Raw genomic sequence first — 17762 nt, forward strand, 5'->3', positions numbered from 1 at the left:
CGAGTGAGATGGGCGCGGCCGGGCCGCGTGCTGTGGGGAGAGCCGCAGCCCACTGCTTAGCGTGCCAGTGACCGATCGGCCCTGCCTTCGTTCCCCCGTACGGGGAGCAGGAAATCTGATCTGAACCGAGGTGTGCACCATGGTGGCTCCGCCGGACAACGATGTGCTGTGGGCGCGTTCCCTGACCCATTCCCACCACGGCTCGCCCGCCCTGACCGGGGTCGGCGTGGGGGTCCGCGAGGGCGAGATCCTCGCCGTGGGCGGTCCGCGCGGCTGCGGCAAGACGACCCTGCTGCGCTGTCTCTCGGGCACCCTCGTACCGGACGAGGGCGAGGTCTGGTTCACCAGTGTGCCCGTCCACACCCTGGGCGCCGTGGCCCGTGAGCGGCTGCGCCGCGACCGGTTCGCGTGGATCGACCCCGAGCCCACCCTGGTCCCCGAGCTGAGCGCGTGGGAGAACGCCGCGCTGCCGCTGCTCCTGCGCGGGGTCGCACAGCGCGCCGCGAAGAAGACCGCCCTGGAGTGGCTGGAACGCCTCGACATCGACACCTGCGCGAAGAAACGGCCGTACGCCCTGCTCCAGAGCGAGCGCCAGCGCGTCGCGATCGCCCGGGCCCTGGTCACCGAGCCCGCCGTGCTGTTCGCGGACGAGCCGACGGCGACGCTGCACCGCGGCGACGGGGCGCAGGTCCTGCGCACCCTGCTGACCGCGGCCCGCTCGCACCACATCACCACGCTCATCGCCACCCACGACACGGAGGTGGCGGAGCTGGCCGACCGCACGGTGGTCCTCATCGACGGGCGTCGGGTCAACTCCCGTGGGGACAACGGCCGTTCGGATACGGAGGGTATCGCCGCGTGCTCGCTCTCCGTCTAGCCCGCGGTACCCACCCGCTGGTCCTGCTGCGCCGTCTGCTGGTGTCGGCGGCGTCGGCCGGGGTCGGCTTCCTCCTGCTGTGCACGCTCGGCCACGCCGTCGGTCATCCCGGCGCTTCGGTCCTGCGCCTGCTGTGGTGCGCCGTCCCCCTGGCCGCGACGGTGCACTTCGCGGTCGCGGTGGCCCGCACCGATCCCAGCACACGGCCGCGCCCCGGGCTCTCCGCGGTGGGTCTCGGCCCGGCCCGTCTCGCCGCGATCGCCGCCGCTTCCACGGCGGTCACCTGCACGCTCGGCTCGGTGGTGGCGCTCCTGGTCTACCTCCATCTGCGCGGCGACATCACCGGGCTCCCCTTCGACGGCGCCGCCGCGGGTCTGCTCGCCGCGGACCAGCCGATGCCGCTGGCGGCCGCGCTGACCCTGCTCGCGGTGCTGCCGGTGACGGCGTCGGTGGCGGCCGGCCTCGCGCTGCGCCCGCGCTCGGCCCGCCCCGTCGACCAGAGCGACCCGGTGCACCCCGAGGAGCCCGGGCCCACGCCGGGTGGGCTGCCGTGGGGCTGCGCGCTCGTCGCGGTGGGCCTCGCGGTGGAGACGTACGTGAGCCGTGGCACGTCGGGTTCCGCGTTCCCGATGCCGGGCCATCCCGACGGCAGCCCGGCCGGACTGCTCGGCGGCTGGGCGCTGACCGCGCTCGGCCTGGCCCTCGCGGGCCCCGCGCTCGCGCACTTCAGCGGGCGGCTGCTGCAACTGGCCCGCCCGGGCGCCGCCCGCCTGCTTGCGGGCCGGGTCCTGATGGCGGAGGCCCGCCGCATCGGACGCCCCCTGGGCGTGGTGAGCGCGGTCGCGTCGGCGGCGATCGCGGCGGCGGCTCTCTACGGCGACCAGGCGGGCGCGCACCCGTTCGGCCCGCTCACAGGGCTGGGCGCGGGCCTGGTGATGAGCTGCACGGTGGCGACGCTGCTGACCGCGATCCTGGAATCCCGTCACGCCCGCTCCCACACCACGGCGGCGCTCGTGTCCCTGGGCACCCCGGCCGCGACCCTGAGGACGGCGGCCGCTCTGCGCGCCCTGGCCCTGCTGGCGGTCTTCGTCCCCCTGACGGTGACGATCGCGGAGGTCGCGGCGTTGCCGCTGCGCTAGCGGGCCGAGGAGGTTGCCGCTGCGCCAGCGGGCCGAGGAAGTACGTGCGGGCCGGCACCCGTACCGCGCGGTCACGGAGCGCGGGGAGGACAGAGAGAAGGCCGGGCGCCGACCGTCCTGCGCCCCGGCATCCTTCCCTGGGTAACGGCGAGTGCGGCGCCGGCGAGGAGGACCAGGGCGCCCGTGGCCTGCAACCGGCCGAACGACTCGCCAAGGACGAGCGTGGCGCACAGGGTGTTCACGACCGGCACGGTGAACATCATCAAGGACGCGTTCGCGGGCCCTACAGAACCCACCCCGCGGTAGTAGAGCAGGTTGGCGACCGCGGCGGCGCCGACGGCGAGGTAGCCGGTGTTCCACCAGACGCTGGAGGGGAGCGCGCTCCACTGGACCCGGCCGAGGTCCGGAGCGCCGAGCACGGCCAGCAGGACGGCGCCCGCACACGTCGCGTACGTGGTGGCGCGCAGCGGCTCGATGCCCGCCAGGACCCGCTTGCCCAGCAGGGTGTAGGCCGCCCAGCACACGGCGGCGGCGAGGAACAGGGCGTCACCCCAGAGCCGGGAGACTCCGCCGTGGGTGCCGTCTCCTGCACCCACGAGGAAGACCGCGGCTCCGGTGAGCCCGAGCGCGAGGCCCGTCACGCGCGCCCACCCCGCCCGTTCCTTGCCGGTCATGAGCAGGTACGCACTGGTCAGCACCGGGCTCATGACGGGAATGAGGATGCCGGCGTCCAGGGACGGTGCCAGTGACAGGCCCCAGAAGAAGAAACCGTTGTAGGCGAAGACTCCGATGACACCCGCGGACGCCGCGCGCCACTTGGCCGGCCCCGGCACGGGTGTGGTGCGGTCGGCGAACATCCACAGGGCCAGGAGGAGGGCGACCGCCCCGCCGCCGAAGCGGAAGAGGGCGCCCACGGAGGGCGGAACGTGCTCCACGACTGCTTTCGAGCTGGAGAAGGCGCTTCCCCAGAGGACCATGGTCACCAGCAGGTGCAGGTACGGATTACGGAAGCCCTTCGCTCTCTCCATGGCGTGGACTGTTCCAGGAAGGGGCCGGCCCGGCTTGAACGCTGGTGCGCAGGCGGGGCCGGGCGGGACGAGGCGGGGCCGGCGGAGCCAGGCGGGGCCGACGGAGCCAGGCCAAGGCGGGGCCAGGCCAGAATGGGCCCATGACGAAGGCGAGTTGGGTCGAGTACTGGAGGGACGGGAGCCGTCCGCTGGAGGCCATGCGGGCGCACTTCCTCGATCACGTCTACGCCCTGCACAGTCACGACGCGTACTCCTTCGGTGTCACTGACGCCGGTGCGCAGAGCTTCCGCTGCCGTGGAGCCGACCACACCAGCGGTGCCGGGATGGTGATGGCGTTCAATCCCGATGAGGTGCACGACGGCCGTGCCGCGGCCGAGTTGGGGTACCGCTACCGCATCGTGCACATCGGTCCCTCGGTCGTCTGCGAGATACTCGCCGATGTCTCCGACGGGCGCACCGGCGCAATGCCTCTCTTCATGAAGCCGGTTCTGACCGACCCCGTACTCACCGGGGCTCTGACACGCCTGCACGCCGCCCTGGCCGACCGCTCCGGTCCTCTGGTGAGGGAAGAGCTGCTGACCGCGGCCGTTCTCGCGATGGCGGAACGCGGTGCCACGCAGGCTCCTCGCAGGAGGCTGCTGACAGGTCAGGCGCAGCGTCGGGCGGCCCGCCGGGCCCGCGCGTTGCTGAGTGAGGCGTTTGCCGAACCGATCTCGGCACACGACCTGGCCGCCGCTGCGGGCTGCAGCCGCTTCGCCCTCTACCGCGCCTTCCGGCAGGAGTACGGGATGCCACCGAGTGACTACCAGCGCATGCTGAAGCTGCGGCGGGCGCGTGCGTTGCTGGCCGGTGGCGTGCCGTCGGCGGATGCGGCGGTGTCCGCCGGATTCTCCGACCAAGCGCACTTCAATCGCTGGTTCAAGCGCAGCTACGGGGTGACTCCGGGGATCTTTCAACGCGCTGTGCTGTGATCGAGCGGGGTTCCGGTTGGCGCCGGCCCACTGCCGTAGGGGCGCAGGGCGGCGGGGCCGAGACACGGGAGCGCAGGGCAGCCGCGGAGCCAGGGAGTCAGAGAGCCAGGGAGCCGCAGGGAAGCGGGGACGCAAGGCTACGCGCGGATTCCCCATTCCCCCCGACCCGCGCTCAAGGCCCCCGCACGCACCGCCTAGCATGGCGCCGTGCCGGACACAGAAGAGACACCCCTCCCCGCTGCCGGCGCACGCGCCACCGGTGGCGACGCCGAGATCGAGTCGCTCGCCGAGTTCGACGCGGCCACCGCACGCGGCAGCCTCGCCGGGTTCCGTGTGCAGTCCGTGGACCTGACGGCCCGTACGCGTACGCTGCTCGCTACCGACACCGCGACCGCCGTCTTCCTCGGCTGCGCGATGGAACCGGACGCCGCCGCCAAGGTCCGGGCCGACGGCGCGCTGGTCTTCCCGCCGGTGCCGCACCTCCCCTTCGACCCGTACCGGGGCGCGCTCTACTCCCCCGCCGAGCTCTTCGAGGGCCTCGCGTCCGGCTACGAGAACACCCCGGACGCCCTGTCGTACGCCTGGTTCCAGCGGACCAAGGCCGACGGCGACATCTTCTCCTCGATGCTGCGCTCCATCCACGACGACGCGATCTCCGACGCGCTCGACGAACTCCTCGTCGGCGCGCGGGTGGTGGGCGTGATGGGCGGCCACGCGATGGCCCGCGGCACAAGCGAGTACCAGGGCGCGGCGGTGCTCGGACGCACCCTGGCCCGCGCCGGGTTCACCGTGGCGACGGGCGGTGGTCCGGGCGCCATGGAGGCCGCGAATCTGGGCGCGTACGCCGCACCCTTCGAGGACGCCATGCTGGACGCGGCCCTCCAACTCCTCGCCGCGGAGCCCTCGTTCAGGCCGTCCGTGTCCGCGTGGGCACGCGCCGCCTTCGAGGTGCGCACGAAGTGGCCGCGCGGCGGAACCTCCGTCGGCATTCCCACCTGGTTCTACGGCCATGAGCCGCCGAACGCCTTCGCGGGCGCCATCGCCAAGTACTTCGCCAACGCCACCCGCGAGGACGGCCTGCTCGCCCGCTCCAACGCGGGGGTCGTCTTCCTACCGGGCGCGGCCGGCACCGTACAGGAGATCTTCGACAACGCGACGCCGAACTTCTACGAGTCGCGGGGCACGCCGACGCCGATGGTGCTGGTCGACCGTGCGCACTGGACGGAGGAGCTGCCGACGTGGCCACTGCTCCAGGCGCTGGCGAAGGACCGTCCGATGGCGGCCCGGATCGCCCTCGTCGACTCCGTGTCCGAGGCGCCCGACGCACTGGCCCGCATGTCCGCCGAGGGCTGAGGGAGCTCCGGGCCGGGCAGGGCGGGGCAGAGGACAGGGCAGGGCAGGGCAGAAAGTGCCGGGCACCAGGCAACTCCCAACGAACGGCAAACGTCTGGTAAAGCGGAGTGGGGTGAACCGGTTGCCCCCGCCATGAACGGAGTCGCCCGTGCTGCTCGGTCTGCTGACCGCCATCGCCGCCTCGGTCTGTTACGGCACGGGCTCGGTCCTGCAAGCCGTCGGGTCCCGCAAGTCCGCCCGGCGCGACGCGGCCGACGGCGACCGCACCCAGCACGGCGGGCCGAGCCTCTCCTCGACTGCGAAGGCCGCGATGACCTGGGAGTTCATCGTCGGCACGGTCCTCGACTTCGTCGGGTTCGGGCTCGGCGCGCTGGCGGCCCGGCTGCTCCCGCTCTTCCTCTCCCAGACGGTGATCAGCGCGAACCTGGTGATTACGGCGGTGCTCAGCGTCAAGCTCCTCGGCATCCGGCTGAGCCGCGCGGAGTGGACGTCGATCGGTGTGGTCTGCTCGGCCCTGGTGCTGCTCGCCTCGGCTGCGGGCCATGAGGGCAGCGGGCACACCGCGGTGGCGACGCACTGGTGGCTGCTCGCGGTCGCGCTCCTCCTCATGGCCGGGGGCACGGTGGTCGTACGCCTCCTCGGCGCGCGCGCCGCGATCCTCGCGGGGCTCCTGTCGGGGCTCGGCTTCGGGGCGCTCGGGGTGGGCGTACGCATCCTGAACGGCGTGGATCCCTTCGACGCCGGCGCACTGCTCGGCGACCCGGCGCTGTACGCGATCCTCGTGGCCGGCATCGGCGGGATGTACCTGCACACGGTGGCGCTCCAGATCGGCTCGGTCAACGGGGCGACGGCGGCGCTGGTGGTGGGCGAGACGGTACTGCCGGGGGCGATCGGGGTGGTGTGGCTGGGCGACGCGTCGCGCGCGGGACTGGCGTGGATGGCCGTGCTCGGCTTCGTCCTCGCGGTGGGCGGGGCGGTGGCGGTCGCGTGGTTCGGCTCCCCCGACACCGCCGAGGAGCCGGCCCGGCGCGACACGCTGGCGGAGGTGGGATAGCACGCGGCCGGCCGCCGCCCGGTCGGACCTCGGCGTGCGCCCCGACGGCGCGCAGCAGCCGGGCCCCGGCGACCCGCTGGTGGCGGGGTCGGTCCTCGGCCGGCGCGGTGAGGTACGGCTCGGCCTGGCTGGTCGGCATGGGTGAAGCGCAGGTCGACCCCGACCGAGGCGACGAGCCGCCCGGCGGCGCGTGGCGAGGGCGCCCACACGCCTAAGGCCGGGCCCCAGGGCATCCGCCCCAGACCCCGATCGCGCCCGCAAGGCACTCACCCTCAAACACCGGACAGGCCGAGGATGCCCGTGCTGGCCACCCGGCCAAGGACAGCCCACCCCGGGGGCGCGGGGCGCCGCGCGAAGCTAGGACTGCTCCAGGACCACCGCTGCGCCCGCCGCGAAGGCGACCCCCACCGGCTCGCCCACCTCCGGCGCCCCGCCCGGCTCGCACTCCGTTTCCAGCAACGGCCCCGTCGCCGGGCGTAGTTGGAGGGTGACCCGGTTGCCTCGGAACGTGCGCGAGGCCACCTCGCAGGACAGGCCCTCCCTCGCGGGGACCAGCCGAATCGCGCCGGGGCGCAGCAGCAGGCGTACCTCGCCCTGCAAGGAGCCGGGCGGCACCGGGACCTTGCCCCAGGGGGTGTCGGCGGCCTCCCCCGCCACCGTCGCCGGCACCACGTTCTCGAAGCCGAGGAAGCGGGCCACGAACTCCGATGCGGGGCGCTGCCAGACGTCGAGGGGCGTGCCGGTCTGCGCGATGTGGCCGTCGCGCATCACCACGACCCGGTCGGCCAGGGCGAACGCCTCGCCCTGGTCGTGGGTGACGGCGAGCACCGTCGTGCCCAACTGGCCGAACAGGGAGCGCAGTTCGAGAACGAGGCGTTCGCGCAGGGTGCGGTCGAGCTGGCCCAGCGGCTCGTCGAGCATGAGGAGGCGGGGCGAGGGCGCCAGGGCGCGGGCGAGGGCGACGCGTTGCTGCTCGCCGCCGGAGAGCGCGGCGACGGCCCGCCTGCCCGCGCCGGGCAACCCGACCAGGTCGAGCAACTCCTGAACCCTGCGGGCCTGTTCGGCCCGCGGGGCGCCCCGCATGCGGAGCCCGAACGCCACGTTCCCGGCGACGTCGCGCTGGGGGAAGAGCTGATGGTCCTGGAACATCAGGCCGAGCCCGCGCTTGTGCACGGGCACCCCGGCCTGGTCGGCGCCGCCGAGCAACACCCGCCCGCCGTCTGGGTGCTGGAGGCCCGCGACGACCCGCAGCAGCGTCGACTTGCCGCTGCCGCTGGGCCCGAGCACGCACACCGTCTCGTGTTCGGCGACCTCCAGGTCGACCGCGTCGAGCGCGGCCCGCTGTCCGAACCGTACGGTCACTTGGTCGAGCTTGAGCATCAGAACTCCCCGCTCCGGTCGGTCCGGATGCGTTCGAGGACGAGCAGCGACACCGCGCACACCACCATCAGAATCGTGCTGAGGGCCATCGCCTGGCCGTAGTTGAGGTCGCCGGCCCGGCCGAGGAGGCGGGCCACGGCGACCGGCAGGGTCGGGTGGTCGGGCCGGGCGATGAAGACGGTCGCGCCGAACTCGCCGAGCGAGACCGCGAACGCGAAGCCCGCCGCGACCAGGACCGCCCGGCGTACCAGCGGCAGGTCCACCTCGCGCCAGACCCGCAGCGGGGACGCGCCGAGCACGGCCGCCGCCTCGCGCAGGCGTCCGTCGACCGCGCGCAGCACGGGCAGCATGATCCGTACGACGAAGGGCGTGCCCACCAGGGCCTGGGCGAGCGGCACCAGGATCCAGGAGGTCCTGAGGTCGAGCGGGGGCTCGTCGAGGGTGATCAGGAAGCCGAAGCCGACGGTCACGGCGGAGACGCCGAGCGGCAGCATGAGCAGCGCGTCGAAGCCGCGCATGAGGCGGCCGGTGCCGCGCCGGGCCAGGGCGGCGGCCGCGAGCCCGCCGATGACCAGCGCGATCGCGGTGGCGGCGAGGGCGTACTGGAGCGAGTTCCCGATCGCCTCGATGGGCGGCACGAGGAAGCTGCCGTTGTTCCCGGCGTTCTGGAGCGCCCGGTAGTAACCGAGTCCGTAGCCGTCGGGGGTGTCGAGGGAGCGCTGGATCAGGACGCCGACGGGCAGCAGGATCAGCAGCGCGACGACCGCGAGGACCGAGGCGAGCAGGGTCCGTTGGGCGGCGCCGCGCGGGGGGCGGGCCGTGTGGGCCGGGTCCACCAGCTTCAGGGCGCTCTCACGGCGGCGCACCGTCCAGGCGTGCACGGCGAGGATCGCGCCGACCGCGGCGAACTGCACGAGGGTGAGGACGGCCGCGGTGGGGAGGTCGAGGAGTTCGGCGGTCTGGCGGTAGATCTCCACTTCGAGGGTGGAGAAGGTGGGGCCGCCGAGGATCTGGACAACGCCGAAGGAGGTGAAGGTGAAGAGGAAGACCATGAGCGCGGCGGCGGCGACGGCGGGGCCGAGCGCAGGGAGCGTGACCGTGCGCCACGCCGCGAACCGGGAGGCGCCGAGCACACGGGCGGCTTCCTCCTGGCGGGGGTCGAGCTGCGACCACAGGCCGCCGACGGTGCGCACGACGACCGCGTAGTTGAAGAAGACGTGTGCGAGCAGGATCGCCCACACCGTGGTGTCCAGGCGCACCCCCCACAGCTGGTCGAGGAGGCCGCCGCGGCCGAGCAGCGCGAGGAACGCGGTGCCGACGACGACGGTCGGCAGCACGAACGGGACGGTGACTACGGCGCGCAGGAGCTGCTTGCCGGGGAAGTCGAGGCGCGCGAACACGTAGGCGCCGGGCAGCGCGATCAGGAGGGTGAGCGCGGTGGAGGCGAGGGCCTGCCAGGTGGTGAACCACAGGACGTGGGTGATGTCCGGGTCGCCGAGGACCTCGCTGATCCGGCCGAACTGCCAGGCGCCGTCCGTCTTGAGCCCGCGGCCGACGATGGCGGCGACGGGCCAGGCGAAGAACACGGCGAAGAACACCAGCGGCAGCGCCATGAGGCCGAACCGCACGGCGGTGCGGCGCGGCGCGCCCTGCCGCGCCGTGTCCGGCCGCCCCGGGGTGCGGGGCGGCCGGCCCGGCGGGCGCTCTACTTCAGGACGAGCGAGGACCATGTCTTGACCCACTGGTCACGGTTCTTGGCGATCGTGTCGGGGGCGACGGTCGCCGAGTTGGTGATCTTCGCGCCGAACTTGGTGAACTCGGCGGGGACCGCAGCGTCCTTGGCGACCGGGTCCACGAACATCTGGAGCGGCATGTCCTCCTGGAACTTCTTGGAGATCAGGAAGTCGAGGAGCGCCTTGCCGCCGGCTTCGTTCTTCGCTCCCTTGAGCAGGCCCGCGAACTCGGTCTGGCGGAAGCAGGTGCCGGTGGCGACGCCGGTGGGGGCCTCGGTGGGCTTGGGGTCGGCGTAGATCACTTCGGCGGGCGGGCTGGAGGCGTAGGAGACGACGAGCGGCCGGTCGCCCTTGGCCTTCTTGCCGCCGGCCGAGCCGGAGAAGTCCGTGTTGTAGGCCTGTTCCCAGCCGTCGTCGACCTTGACGCCGTTGGCCTTCAGCTTCTTCCAGTAGTCCTGCCAGCCCGAGTCGCCGTACTTGGCCACGGAGCCGAGCATGAAGCCGAGCCCGGGCGACGACGTCGCCACGTTCTCCGTGACGAGCAGATCCCTGTACTCGGGCTTGATCAGGTCGTCGAAGGACTGCGGCGGGCTGAGCTTCTTGTCCGTGAAGTACTTCTTGTCGTAATTGACGCAGATGTCGCCGGTGTCGATGGGGGTGACCCGGTGCTTGGCCTGGTCGAGCTGGTCCTCGGCGGGCACCCGGTCCAGGCCCTTGGCCTCGTACGGCGTGAAGATGCCGTTGTCGAGGGCGCGCGAGAGCAGGGTGTTGTCGACGCCGAAGAAGACGTCGCCGCGCGGGGAGCCCTTGGTGAGGATCTCCTGGTTGAGGGCGGCTCCGGCGTCGCCGCTCTTGAGCACCTTGACGGTGTACCCGGTCTGGGAGGTGAACGCCTTGAGCACCGCGTCGGAGGCGGCGAACGAGTCGTGGCTGACGAGCGTGACGGTCTTGGAGCCGGATCCACTGGCCGTGCCGGACGCCTTCTTGCCGTCCGAGCCGCCGCAGGCCGCGAGCGTGGCGACCCCGAGGGCGGCGGCGAGCGCGCCGGCCGCGAGCCTCTTGATACTGCGCATTTCTTCATTCCTCCTGGAGATGACCAGGAAGAGACGCGGCCCTGCCCGCACGACGCGGGGTCGTGCGGGCAGGGCGCAACAGCTTGAGTAATCGCCGAACTTCCTACCCCGAATGACCGGGGCAAGGTTCAGAGGGTCTGCGGTCCGTATCCCATGCATGGGTACCGCACTCTCAGCGCTGTGGCGCTCCCCTGTCGGAATATGCAGATGTTTCCAGCCAGGTTACACGGGGCCTGTGACGGGCCCCGGGCCGTTTCGCGGTTCGGACGCCCGCCCGGACCGGAGCACGGGGTTGGACGCCGGTTACCGCTCGGACGCCGCCAGCTGACCGCAGGCCCCGTCGATCTCCTGGCCCCGGGTGTCGCGGACGGTGACGGGCACGCCGTGGGCCGCGATGGCCTCGACGAACGCCTTCTCGTCCTCGGGCCGCGAGGCCGTCCACTTGGAGCCCGGCGTCGGGTTGAGCGGGATGAGGTTGACGTGCACGCGCTTGCCCTTGAGGAGGCGGCCGAGCAGGTCACCGCGCCAGGCCTGGTCGTTGATGTCACGGATGAGGGCGTACTCGATGGAGATGCGGCGCCCGGACTTCTCGGCGTACTCCCACGCCGCGTCGAGGACCTCGCGGACCTTCCAGCGGGTGTTGACCGGGACGAGGGTGTCGCGCAGCTCGTCGTCGGGGGCGTGCAGGCTCACCGCGAGCCGGCACTTGAAGCCCTCGTCGGCGAAGCGGTGCATGGCGGGGACCAGGCCCACGGTGGAGACGGTGATGCCGCGCTGGGAGAGGCCGAGGCCGTCGGGCTCGGGGTCGGTCAGGCGGCGGATCGAGCCGACGACGCGCTTGTAGTTGGCGAGCGGCTCGCCCATGCCCATGAAGACGATGTTGGACAGGCGGGCCGGGCCGCCCGGCACCTCGCCGTCGCGCAGCGCCCGCATACCGTCGACGATCTGGTGCACGATCTCAGCGGTCGACAGGTTGCGGTCGAGGCCCGCCTGGCCGGTGGCGCAGAACGGGCAGTTCATGCCGCAGCCGGCCTGCGAGGAGATGCACATCGTCACCCGGTCCGGGTAGCGCATCAGGACGGACTCGACGAGCGTGCCGTCGTGGAGCTTCCACAGCGTCTTGCGGGTGGTGTCGTCGTCGCAGGAGATGTGCCGCACGACGGACATCAGATCGGGCAGCAGCTCCTCCTGGAGCCGGCCGCGCGCGGCGAGCGGGATGTCGGTCCACTCCGCCGGGTCGTGCGCGTACCGCGCGAAGTAGTGCTGCGAGAGCTGCTTGGCGCGGAACGGCTTCTCGCCGATCGCGGCGACGGCTTCCTTGCGCTCGGCGGGCGAGAGATCGGCGAGGTGCCGCGGCGGCAGCTTCGCTCCGCGGGGCGCGGCGAAGGTCAGTTCTCCCGGGACGGGGCGTGCCATGAGCGGTAACTCCTCAGTACGACGAGGCCGGCGATCCCCGCTGGGCGCGGAGCAGGCGACGATACGGTGCCGAAGCCAGGAGACCTCACAGGATCACCCCGCAGCCGCGGGGCCGAAAAGGGCGCGTCGCTCGCGAGCAACGCGCCCTTCCAGGGTAACCGGCCCGCGCTCAGCCCGTGCCTACGAGCACCGCAGGCGGCGGACGCCTACGGATGTGGCTGTGGCTACGGGTGTGGCTGTGGCGCAGGACGCCGGGTCGCCCCGGTCATCCAGAACCCACGAACACCACCAGCAGCAGCCACACCACCGGGGCCGTCGGCAGAAGCGAATCCAGGCGGTCCATGATGCCGCCGTGGCCCGGGAGCAGGGTGCCCATGTCCTTGATGCCCAGGTCACGCTTGATCATCGACTCGCCGAGGTCGCCGAGGGTGGCGCTCGCGGCGACCGCGAGGCCGAGCAGCAGGCCCTGCCACCAGGTGCCGTCGTCGATCAGGAACTGCATGCACAGCGCGCCCGCCACCATCGCGAACGACACCGCGCCGAACAGGCCCTCGCGGGTCTTGCCGGGGCTGATGCGCGGCGCGAGCTTGTGCTTGCCGAAGCGCCAGCCGATCGCGTACGCGCCCGTGTCGCTGACCACGGTCAGAAGCAGGAAGGTCAGTACCCGCCAGGGGCCGTCGTCCGCGGCGAGCAGCATCGCGACGAAGGTGGCGAGGAACGGTACGTAGAACGCGGCGAAGACGCCGGCGGTGACGTCCCGCAGGTAGTTCTCGGGCGGCTCGGTCATCCGCCACACGAGGACCGCGAGCGCGGTGAGCGCCATCGCGACCCACGCGCCCTCGGCGCCGCTGACGTATCCGGCGACGACCATCGCCGCGCCGCCCACGGCGAGCGGGACGAGCGGCGCCTTGATCTGCTTGCGCTCTTCGAGGCGGCTGGTCAGCTCCCACAGGCCGACGACGACGGCGACCGCGATGACCCCCACGAAGACGGCCTTCACGACGAAGAGCGACGCGATGATCACCGCGCCCAGGGCGACGCCGACCCCTATCGCGGACCGCAGATCGCGGCCCGCCCGCTTCTTCTCCGGCTGGGCGGGCACGGGCGGCGTGGGCGGGGTGCTTGCCATGGGCTCCTGCGGCGTCTCGTCGCGGAAGAGAGGACCGCCCGGCAGAGCGGTCCCCCGGTCACGTTCGTCGCGGTCTTCGCCGTACGCGCCCGCGTCGGGCACGACGGGCATCTGCTGGGTCCGCGACACGGGCGGGGCGTCATACGCATCGTATGCAGGCCCCGCCGGGAACGCCCCCTGGGAAGGCCCCTCGGGGGTTCCCCAGTACTCGGGTCTCGGCGGAGCCCCCCAGGAAGAGTCGTTCATCAGACCTCTAGCAGCTCGGCTTCCTTGTGCTTGAGCAGCTCGTCGACCTGCGCCACGTACTTGGCGGTGGTGTCGTCGAGCTCCTTCTCCGCACGGCGGACCTCGTCCTCGCCGGACTCCTTGTCCTTGACGAGCTTGTCGAGGGCATCCTTGGCCTTGCGGCGCACGGCGCGGATCGACACCTTGGAGTCCTCGGCCTTGGTGCGCGCGACCTTGATGTAGTCCTTGCGGCGCTCCTCGGTCAGCTCCGGGAAGTTCACGCGGATGATGCTGCCGTCGTTGCTGGGGTTGACGCCCAGGTCGGAGTCGCGGATGGCCTGCTCGATGTTGCGCAGCGCGCTCTTGTCGAACGGGGTCACGACCGCCATGCGCGGCTCCGGCACGGAGAACGAGGCGAGCTGGTTGATCGGCGTCAGCGCACCGTAGTAGTCCGCGACGATCTTGTTGAACATCGCCGGGTGCGCACGCCCGGTGCGGATCGCGGCGAAGTCCTCCTTGGCCACCACGACGGCCTTCTCCATCTTCTCCTCGGCCTCGAGGAGGGTTTCTTCGATCACCACTTGCTCCTGCATGTCTTGGGTGGGCCGGGAGCTCTCAGTGCGTCCTGAGGCCCTGGACCCTGGATAACCAGCGTCTTTCCCTGCACGGTGTCCGACCGGCAGGGGATTGTCCATCCCCCGGTCAGGCCCGGGTGCCCCGGTCGCTCACGAGCGTGCCGATCTTCTCACCCTTGACGGCGCGCGCGATGTTTCCGGCCGACAGGAGCTCGAAGACGAGGATCGGAAGGTTGTTGTCGCGGCACAGGGTGATCGCGGTCATGTCGGCGACCTTCAGGTCGCGGGTGATGACCTCGCCGTACTCGAGGGCGTCGAACTTCACCGCGTCGGGGTTGATGCGGGGGTCGGAGTCGTAGACGCCGTCCACCCCGTTCTTGCCCATCAGCATGGCCTCGGCGTCGATCTCCAGGGCGCGCTGTGCGGCGGTGGTGTCCGTGGAGAAGTACGGCATGCCCATGCCGGCGCCGAAGATGACGACGCGGCCCTTCTCCAGGTGGCGTACGGCCCGCAGCGGGATGTACGGCTCGGCGACCTGGCCCATGGTGATGGCAGTCTGGACGCGCGAGTCGATGCCTTCCTTCTCCAGGAAGTCCTGGAGGGCGAGGCAGTTCATGACCGTTCCGAGCATGCCCATGTAGTCCGAGCGGGCCCGGTCCATGCCGCGCTGCTGGAGCTCGGCGCCACGGAAGAAGTTGCCGCCGCCGATGACGACGGCGATCTGTGCGCCGTCGCGGACGACGGCGGCGATCTCGCGGGCGATGTTGTGCACGACGTCGGGGTCGACACCGAGCGCCCCGCCGCCGGCGAACGCCTCGCCGGAAAGCTTCAGCATGAAGCGCCCGGCCACCTTGCCGTCGTCGGGCTTGTGGTCCGCCGAGTGATCGGCCTTGGGGGTGTCCGCGCCCTGATTCATGGAGATCTCCTCGTGCACATACGAAGAAGGCCATTGCCGGTGGGTACTCGTAGTCCCTAGCGGCAATGGCCTCCTCGTCAGATCTGCGGTCGTCCGTCGCGTGTGCGGCCGACGACTGCCTCAGACCCTAGCGGGGTCTAGTGTCGAACGCTGAACAGACTCAGATGCCGACCTTGATGCGCGAGAAGCGCTTCAGGGTGACACCGGCCTCCTTCAGAACCTGCTCGACGGACTTCTTGTTGTCCAGCGCGTACGGCTGGCCAAGGAGCGTGGCGTCCTTGAAGAAGCCGTTGACGCGACCCTCGACGATCTTCGGGAGCGCGGCCTCGGGCTTGCCCTCGGCGCGGGTGGTCTCCTCGGCGACACGACGCTCGGTCTCGACGACCTCGGCCGGAACGTCCTCACGGGTGAGGTACTTCGGCGCGAAGGCGGCGATGTGCTGCGCGATGCCCTTGGCGATCTCGGCGTTGTCCTTGTCGAGCTCGACCAGAACACCGATCTGCGGGGGCAGGTCGGGCATCGTGCGGTGCATGTACGCGGAGACGAAGCCGTCGGAGAACTGCGCAAAGCGGTCCAGGACGATCTTCTCGCCGAGGTTGGCGTTGGCCTCGTCGACGAACGCCTGAACCGTCTTGCCGGCCTCGATCTCGGAGGCGAGCAGCGCGGCCAGGTCGGCCGGCGAGGTGGCGGCGACGTGCTCGGCCAGCTTCGTGGCGACGGCCTGGAACTTGTCACCCTTGGCGACGAAGTCCGTCTCGCACTTCAGCTCGACCAGGACACCGGAGTGCTTGTCGTCGGCGATGAGGGAGACGACGGCGCCGTTCTCGGCAGAACGGCCTTCGCGCTTGGCGACGCCCTTCTGACCCTTGATGCGCAGGGCCTCGACGGCCTTGTCGACGTTGCCGTCGGCCTCGTCCAGGGCCTTCTTGCAGTCCATCATGCCGGCGCCGGTGAGCTCACGGAGCTTCTTGACGTCAGCGGCGGTGTAGTTCGCCATGAGTCTGTGTTTCTCTCTCGGAGTCTAGAAAGATCTACGAAGATCTGCGGGGCTACGGGTCGACGGCGGGGGCTTGTGGCCCCCGCCGTCAACTACCGAACCTGTGGGTCCCGGTGAAGGGTCAGGCCTGCTCGGCGTCCGTGGCCGGAGCCTCGGTGGCCTCGGCGGCCGGAGCCTCGGCGGCCTCCGCGGCGGGAGCCTCGGCAGCGGCCTCGACCGGCTTCTCGGCCTCGGCGGCCGGAGCGGCGTCGGCGGCGGGGGCCTCGGCGGACTCCTCGGAGTCAGCCTTCTTGTCACCCTCGAGCAGGTCGCGCTCCCACTCGGCGAGCGGCTCGCCGGCCGCCTTCTCGCCCGGCTTCGAGTCGCCCGTGGCCTGGCCGGAGCGGGCGATGAGGCCCTCGGCGACGGCGTCGGCGATCACGCGGGTGAGCAGGGTGACGGAACGGATCGCGTCGTCGTTGCCCGGGATCTTGTAGTCGACCTCGTCGGGGTCGCAGTTCGTGTCGAGGATCGCCACGACCGGGATGTGGAGCTTGCGCGCCTCACCGACGGCGATGTGCTCCTTCTTGGTGTCGACGATCCAGACGGCGCTGGGAACCTTCGACATCTCGCGGATACCACCGAGGGTCTTCTCCAGCTTGGCCTTCTCGCGCGAGAGGACCAGGAGCTCCTTCTTGGTGAGACCCGAGGCCGCGACGTCCTCGAAGTCGATCTGCTCGAGCTCCTTGAGGCGCTGCAGACGCTTGTAGACGGTGGAGAAGTTGGTCAGCATGCCGCCGAGCCAGCGCTGGTTGACGTAGGGCATGCCCACGCGCGTCGCCTGCTCGGCGATCGCTTCCTGCGCCTGCTTCTTGGTGCCGACGAACATGATGGAGCCGCCGTGCGCGACGGTCTCCTTGACGAACTCGTAGGCGCGGTCGATGTACGACAGCGACTGGAGCAGGTCGATGATGTAGATGCCGTTGCGCTCCGTGAAGATAAAGCGCTTCATCTTCGGGTTCCAACGACGGGTCTGGTGACCGAAGTGGACGCCGCTCTCCAGCAGCTCCCGCATCGTGACGACGGCCATGGCCGTACTCCTTGAGGTACTCGGTTACCGCGGCCGCCGGTCGGCTGCCGCGCCTGACGCCCCGGTGCGCCGTGCCCTGAACCCGCGAGGGGGAGGACCGAGAGGCGCGGCCGGCGATAGTGGTGAGACCGCCGGCGGGGCGTGCGAAGTCGATCCGGTCGCCCGGATCGCCACAAGAAGTGTACGGGACCCGCACAGTGCCGGGTGACGGTGCTGTCCACAACCGCCCAGTACTCCACAGATCACGACCAAGATCCCCCCGCAGGCACCCTCGGCGGGACCCTGAACCCATGTACCGAGCCCTTCTCCTCCTCGCCCTGACGGCAGCAGCCACCTGGCCCGTGACCCCGCCCGCCGTCGTCCACCCCTGGTCCCCGCCCGCCACGCCCTACGGACCCGGCCACCGCGGCATCGACCTGGCCGCACCCCCGGACACACCGGTCCGGGCGGCCGCAGCGGGCCACGTCACCTTCGCGGGCCAGGTCGCAGGCCAGGGAGTCCTCACGATCACCCTGGCCGGCCCGGCGTCCCCACCTCTGAGAACCACCTACGAACCAGTACGCCCTCTGGTGCCCGAGGGCACCACGGTCACCCCGGGCCAGCTGGTGGCCACGACCACGGACACCCCGTCCCACTGCCCGACGGGCTGCCTCCACTGGGGCCTCCTGAGAGACCGCACCTACTTGAACCCCCTCCTTCTTCTGCACCGGCCCGCGCCGTCCCGGCTGTTGCCGGTGGTGGGGGTGGTTGAGCCGGGGTGAGGGCCATGGCGGAGAACTTGGCCAGGACGTAGTCGACGTGCTCGATCGGCCGCGAGAAGTACAGCG

At 71.4% G+C, this 17762-nt stretch carries 16 protein-coding genes and 1 riboswitch; of the genes, 6 read left to right on the forward strand and 10 right to left on the reverse strand.

The annotated features are described in order from the left end of the window. Positions 1-139 precede the first annotated feature (139 nt). Together AB0D31_RS33435 and AB0D31_RS33440 are read left to right on the forward strand one after the other, a co-directional pair. On the forward strand, positions 140-877 hold the full coding sequence (locus AB0D31_RS33435) for an ATP-binding cassette domain-containing protein (protein ID WP_362730296.1): 738 nt from the start codon (positions 140-142) through the stop codon (positions 875-877). Beyond that, positions 859-2016, forward strand: coding sequence for a hypothetical protein (locus AB0D31_RS33440; protein WP_362730299.1), 1158 nt, complete (start codon positions 859-861; stop codon positions 2014-2016). Before AB0D31_RS33435 ends, AB0D31_RS33440 begins: the two co-directional genes overlap by 19 nt. Before the next feature lie 71 nt (positions 2017-2087). Here AB0D31_RS33440 and AB0D31_RS33445 read toward each other — a convergent pair whose 3' ends face one another. After that, on the reverse strand, positions 2088-3044 hold the full coding sequence (locus AB0D31_RS33445) for a DMT family transporter (protein WP_362730301.1): 957 nt from the start codon (positions 3042-3044) through the stop codon (positions 2088-2090). Between the two features lie 140 nt (positions 3045-3184). On the opposite strand from AB0D31_RS33445, the gene AB0D31_RS33450 reads away from it, so the two are divergent. The 3 genes from AB0D31_RS33450 (at position 3185) to AB0D31_RS33460 (ending at position 6422) form a co-directional block, all read left to right on the forward strand. After that, on the forward strand, positions 3185-4015 hold the full coding sequence (locus tag AB0D31_RS33450; RefSeq protein ID WP_362730304.1) for an AraC family transcriptional regulator: 831 nt from the start codon (positions 3185-3187) through the stop codon (positions 4013-4015). Positions 4016-4222: 207 nt separating this feature from the next. After that, complete coding sequence (locus AB0D31_RS33455) at positions 4223-5368, forward strand: Rossmann fold nucleotide-binding protein (protein WP_362730307.1); 1146 nt, start codon at positions 4223-4225, stop codon at positions 5366-5368. A 148-nt stretch (positions 5369-5516) separates the two neighbouring features. Next, complete coding sequence (locus AB0D31_RS33460; RefSeq protein WP_362730310.1) at positions 5517-6422, forward strand: hypothetical protein; 906 nt, start codon at positions 5517-5519, stop codon at positions 6420-6422. A gap of 357 nt (positions 6423-6779) precedes the next feature. On the opposite strand, the gene AB0D31_RS33465 is transcribed toward AB0D31_RS33460, so the two are convergent. The 9 genes from AB0D31_RS33465 to rpsB form a co-directional block, all read right to left on the reverse strand. Next, positions 6780-7802 carry an ABC transporter ATP-binding protein gene (locus tag AB0D31_RS33465; RefSeq protein ID WP_362730313.1) on the reverse strand — a complete coding sequence of 341 codons (1023 nt, stop codon included), beginning with the start codon at positions 7800-7802 and terminating at the stop codon, positions 6780-6782. Next, positions 7802-9415: an iron ABC transporter permease gene (locus AB0D31_RS33470; RefSeq protein WP_362730333.1), complete on the reverse strand. Its 1614-nt coding sequence runs from the start codon at positions 9413-9415 to the stop codon at positions 7802-7804. Before AB0D31_RS33470 ends, AB0D31_RS33465 begins: the two co-directional genes overlap by 1 nt. 92 nt (positions 9416-9507) lie before the next feature. Further along, on the reverse strand, positions 9508-10608 hold the full coding sequence (locus AB0D31_RS33475) for a thiamine ABC transporter substrate-binding protein (protein ID WP_362730315.1): 1101 nt from the start codon (positions 10606-10608) through the stop codon (positions 9508-9510). Positions 10609-10690: 82 nt separating this feature from the next. Then, positions 10691-10811, reverse strand: a riboswitch (TPP riboswitch). 100 nt (positions 10812-10911) lie between these two features. Then, the gene (gene rlmN, locus AB0D31_RS33480) at positions 10912-12024 is read right to left on the reverse strand and encodes a 23S rRNA (adenine(2503)-C(2))-methyltransferase RlmN (protein ID WP_362730318.1); all 1113 of its coding nucleotides are present in this window, start codon (positions 12022-12024) and stop codon (positions 10912-10914) included. A 265-nt stretch (positions 12025-12289) separates the two neighbouring features. Then, entirely contained in the window at positions 12290-13399 is a 1110-nt protein-coding gene (locus AB0D31_RS33485; protein ID WP_362730321.1) for a phosphatidate cytidylyltransferase, read from the reverse strand. Beyond that, complete coding sequence (frr, locus tag AB0D31_RS33490) at positions 13399-13956, reverse strand: ribosome recycling factor (protein ID WP_120727660.1); 558 nt, start codon at positions 13954-13956, stop codon at positions 13399-13401. Before frr ends, AB0D31_RS33485 begins: the two co-directional genes overlap by 1 nt. 124 nt (positions 13957-14080) lie before the next feature. Beyond that, positions 14081-14869, reverse strand: a complete 789-nt coding sequence (gene pyrH, locus AB0D31_RS33495) for a UMP kinase (RefSeq protein WP_362730324.1) — start codon at positions 14867-14869, stop codon at positions 14081-14083. A 160-nt stretch (positions 14870-15029) separates the two neighbouring features. Further along, on the reverse strand, positions 15030-15866 hold the full coding sequence (tsf, locus tag AB0D31_RS33500; RefSeq protein ID WP_362730327.1) for a translation elongation factor Ts: 837 nt from the start codon (positions 15864-15866) through the stop codon (positions 15030-15032). A gap of 121 nt (positions 15867-15987) precedes the next feature. Continuing rightward, positions 15988-16935, reverse strand: a complete 948-nt coding sequence (gene rpsB, locus AB0D31_RS33505; protein ID WP_362730328.1) for a 30S ribosomal protein S2 — start codon at positions 16933-16935, stop codon at positions 15988-15990. Between the two features lie 290 nt (positions 16936-17225). On the opposite strand from rpsB, the gene AB0D31_RS33510 reads away from it, so the two are divergent. Then, a complete protein-coding gene (locus AB0D31_RS33510) occupies positions 17226-17696 on the forward strand; it encodes a M23 family metallopeptidase (protein WP_362730330.1) in 471 nt (156 codons plus the stop codon). The last annotated feature ends 66 nt before the right edge of the window (positions 17697-17762 follow it).

This window comes from Streptomyces sp. NPDC048361 (assembly GCF_040651795.1).
Classification (GTDB): Bacteria; Actinomycetota; Actinomycetes; order Streptomycetales; family Streptomycetaceae; genus Streptomyces.

Excerpts from the sequence above, each read along its gene's own strand:
- AB0D31_RS33435 (WP_362730296.1), top strand. The coding sequence starts at position 140 with ATGGTGGCTCCGCCGGACAACGATGTGCTGTGGGCGCGTTCCCTGACC.
- AB0D31_RS33445 (WP_362730301.1), bottom strand. The coding sequence starts at position 3,044 with ATGGAGAGAGCGAAGGGCTTCCGTAATCCGTACCTGCACCTGCTGGTG.
- AB0D31_RS33450 (WP_362730304.1), top strand. The coding sequence starts at position 3,185 with ATGACGAAGGCGAGTTGGGTCGAGTACTGGAGGGACGGGAGCCGTCCG.
- AB0D31_RS33465 (WP_362730313.1), bottom strand. The coding sequence starts at position 7,802 with ATGCTCAAGCTCGACCAAGTGACCGTACGGTTCGGACAGCGGGCCGCG.
- AB0D31_RS33470 (WP_362730333.1), bottom strand. The coding sequence starts at position 9,415 with ATGGCGCTGCCGCTGGTGTTCTTCGCCGTGTTCTTCGCCTGGCCCGTC.
- AB0D31_RS33475 (WP_362730315.1), bottom strand. The coding sequence starts at position 10,608 with ATGCGCAGTATCAAGAGGCTCGCGGCCGGCGCGCTCGCCGCCGCCCTC.
- rlmN (WP_362730318.1), bottom strand. The coding sequence starts at position 12,024 with ATGGCACGCCCCGTCCCGGGAGAACTGACCTTCGCCGCGCCCCGCGGA.
- AB0D31_RS33485 (WP_362730321.1), bottom strand. The coding sequence starts at position 13,399 with ATGAACGACTCTTCCTGGGGGGCTCCGCCGAGACCCGAGTACTGGGGA.
- pyrH (WP_362730324.1), bottom strand. The coding sequence starts at position 14,869 with ATGAATCAGGGCGCGGACACCCCCAAGGCCGATCACTCGGCGGACCAC.
- tsf (WP_362730327.1), bottom strand. The coding sequence starts at position 15,866 with ATGGCGAACTACACCGCCGCTGACGTCAAGAAGCTCCGTGAGCTCACC.
- rpsB (WP_362730328.1), bottom strand. The coding sequence starts at position 16,935 with ATGGCCGTCGTCACGATGCGGGAGCTGCTGGAGAGCGGCGTCCACTTC.
- AB0D31_RS33510 (WP_362730330.1), top strand. The coding sequence starts at position 17,226 with ATGTACCGAGCCCTTCTCCTCCTCGCCCTGACGGCAGCAGCCACCTGG.